At 36.6% G+C, this 2,852-nt stretch carries 4 protein-coding genes; 1 reads left to right on the top strand and 3 read right to left on the bottom strand.

Annotated features, from left to right (window positions below; all coding sequences use genetic code 11):
- Positions 1-200, bottom strand: a 200-nt coding sequence (locus L652_RS01000000124100) for a SulP family inorganic anion transporter (protein WP_033013593.1), incomplete at its 3' end; no start/stop codon positions are given.
- 271 nt (positions 201-471) lie between these two features.
- Positions 472-678: a hypothetical protein gene (locus L652_RS1000000125530; protein WP_024603588.1), complete on the bottom strand. Its 207-nt coding sequence runs from the start codon at positions 676-678 to the stop codon at positions 472-474.
- A gap of 383 nt (positions 679-1,061) precedes the next feature.
- Between L652_RS1000000125530 and L652_RS0118085 the strand changes: the two genes are divergently transcribed.
- Positions 1,062-1,367, top strand: coding sequence for a carbohydrate binding domain-containing protein (locus L652_RS0118085; protein ID WP_253947683.1), 306 nt, complete (start codon positions 1,062-1,064; stop codon positions 1,365-1,367).
- 184 nt (positions 1,368-1,551) lie between these two features.
- Here the strand turns inward: L652_RS0118085 and L652_RS0118080 are convergent, their stop codons facing one another.
- A complete protein-coding gene (locus L652_RS0118080; protein ID WP_024594959.1) occupies positions 1,552-2,505 on the bottom strand; it encodes an MBL fold metallo-hydrolase in 954 nt (317 codons plus the stop codon).
- Between the last annotated feature and the right edge of the window lie 347 nt (positions 2,506-2,852).

Genomic DNA, 2,852 nt, shown 5'->3' with positions numbered 1-2,852 from the left:
GATATCATGCCAGGACGTCCGCCTACAAAGGCAATAATAACCGCAATACAAAATGAGGCGTATAAACCTACTTTTGGATCAACACCGGCAATAATAGAAAAGGCAATCGCTTCAGGTATTAGGGCAAGCGCCACAACAATACCAGCAAGCACATCGCCACGAACATTAGAGAGCCAATCTCTTTTTACGTGATCAAACATGTAATAAACCTAATTAGTTAGTTTCCCAAAGTATAGGGGAGTATTTTATTTAAATAACAGTGATTCTCGCGCAGGCGGCGATTAAGGTTGCACGTAACGTGCTGATGAAAAAGGGGAGTGGTTGCCTAGGGCGGCGTAAGTTTCAAGAAAAAAGCTCCTTTTGATTAGTTTATATTAATAATGCGGACGAATTATAAACATCACATATATATTAGCAATATGTTATTTGGCCTTAAAGACCAAACATTAATTTAATTATGCATTTGCTTATTTAAAACTCAAATGTAAAACCAAACTCTCTTAGTTTTTCGTATACGTTTATATCAAAACGGTACAAAGTAGCAGCTCGGTGAGCTACGTTGGTTTGTTTTTCTTTGCAGTTTATTAGTAAGTTCATTTTTTGGAACTTACGTCTAAAGTTAGGCTTATCGAGTGATTTATTTAAAGTCGACTCGTAAATTCCTTGTAGCTCAAGCAAGGTAAACTTTTCAGGGAGCAGGCTAAAACCAATCGGCTCNGCTCGAGCCTTACTTTATAGCGTAAGTAATCTAAGCCACTTTTTAAAATGTCGGCGTGGTCAAACATTAAAGGGAGAACGTTATTTACATCAAACCATTCACATTCTAAAGCATTGTCGCCGCTCACAAGATTGGTTTCTTCAAAGCGTACGAGCGAATAGTAAACAATGGTTATAATACGTCTAGCAGGGTAGCGGTCAACGTTACCAAAGGCACCTAACTGATCTAAATAAAGGTTTTCAACACCGGTCGTACTTTTAACAACACGCAGAGCTGCTAACTAATGGTGACTTTGAAGCCGGTCTTGATTCATGGCAATCACGAGGCAGTGCTACTATTTCACTTGAAACAACCCAAGCTCACAGCGGGCAAAACCTATAATGTATCTGCGTGGGTTAAGTTATCTGACGATAACACAGCGGTATCGCCAGGAATTAAACTTACACTGCAAATTGAGCATGCGAGCACTGAATACCTCGAGCTAACCACTGTTACAAACGTAGTTGCAGGCGATTGGGTAAAGCTTTCGGGCACTTATACCCATTCAATAACAACCGAGGAAAGTGCGGCTTTACTTTATGTGGAGTCAAACGAACTGACTGCTGATTTTCATGCAGACGACGTATCGGTCATTTTGGTAGAACAATAAACCAAACTAAAAGTAATTAACCCCACATTTGATAGTCTGTATTTTTATACAGACTATCAAATGTGGGGTTTCATAAAAAGAAGTGCACTATGCTTTTATATTAGTAATGAGTAACGCTTTAAAGCGACATATACCGTCATTATAAATACATTAGCACGATAACGCCGGTGCGTGAAAAGCTATATTAGTTTGACTCAAATGACGAAAGTTTCTTTTGAACGTTATTTCGCAATACATCGTCTATGTACTCATTAAATGCCTTATTACCGGTTATCACGGGGTTTCGTTGATCAGATTTACGATTTTTTAATGTATTAATTTGATTAATTAGATCATGTGAAAACGGGTGGTTTGAGATACTTCCATCAACATCGTTTTTGTTTGCAATTTTTTGAAAATAATTTAAAGAGTGCAAATAAGTTTGATTTGCTTCTTTAGTATCCGGTAAACCGGTACCTCCCCAAAGTGCAACTGTATGAGGTATGCCATTATCTGTAACAGGTATTATCAAAGACAACCCACCAGGCGTATGTCCTGGTGTAGCAAGTACAGTTAAATTAGTTTTACCTAAACTTATTTTTTCGCCATCGATAACTTGGGTGTAAGTGCTAGGTAATGGTATTTCGGTAGAAAAGTTACCGAAAGGATCAGTTAATACAGGTGCATTTGGATTATGGATGTAGTCCCACTCATTTTTTCTCATTAAAATTTTAGCGCCATAATGTGATTCAAAGTAGTGAGCGCCGCCATAATGGTCGCTGTGGCCGTGAGTAACTATTACGTATTTAATATCTTCAGGATTTAAGCCTAACTCTTTTAGTCCAGGAACAATCACATGTTTGGCATCGTGCGGAGTCCACATGGTATCGATTAAAATAATGCCCTCAGTTGTAGTGATAACAAAAGTGCCTACGCTGATATATCCTACAAAATAAAGGTTATCAAATAGCTGAGTGGGTTCAACAACAGTGGTATTGAACAAATCACTAGAGGTTAGCGAGGAAGGTAATTTATTTAATCTAGTACTTATTTTATCTTCACTCAATTTTGTAATATTACCGTTATTTGATGTTGTGCAGCCGCTCAGTAAGTAAGTTATTACTGTAATCGAGAAAATGCCTAAAAATGTTTTTTTCATATTTTACACCTTAGTTAATTAGGCATATTAAAAGCCCAAGTAATAAACTTTAGTACGCCGTTTATTTAATTATTAAATACAGGGTATGAACTCAAAATTAAAATTTAATGGATAAAACAACCTTAGCCTTTGTTTGTTTAGAGATCGAGTTTGTTATCTTTATTCTAAATGAGAGATGCGAAAGCATTAGTCATTTTGTAAATGAGGGTTTGAATAACGATAGAAGCGAATATATCGTTATTCATTGTATTTAAAATAGCTCTAGGTTACTTACTATCCTAGGCGTTTATATCATTGACTCGGTTAATTATGATATTAATTAAAAAAGCACATAAAATAACGGCAGG

Source organism: Pseudoalteromonas sp. TB25, from assembly GCF_000497995.1.
Lineage (GTDB): Bacteria > Pseudomonadota > Gammaproteobacteria > Enterobacterales > Alteromonadaceae > Pseudoalteromonas > Pseudoalteromonas distincta.
The sequence above is the reverse complement of the archived record's forward strand: the minus strand, read 5'-3'. Positions and strand labels throughout refer to the sequence as shown.

Coding starts and splice junctions, on each gene's coding strand:
- L652_RS0118080 (WP_024594959.1), bottom strand. CDS start 2,505: ATGAAAAAAACATTTTTAGGCATTTTCTCGATTACAGTAATAACTTAC.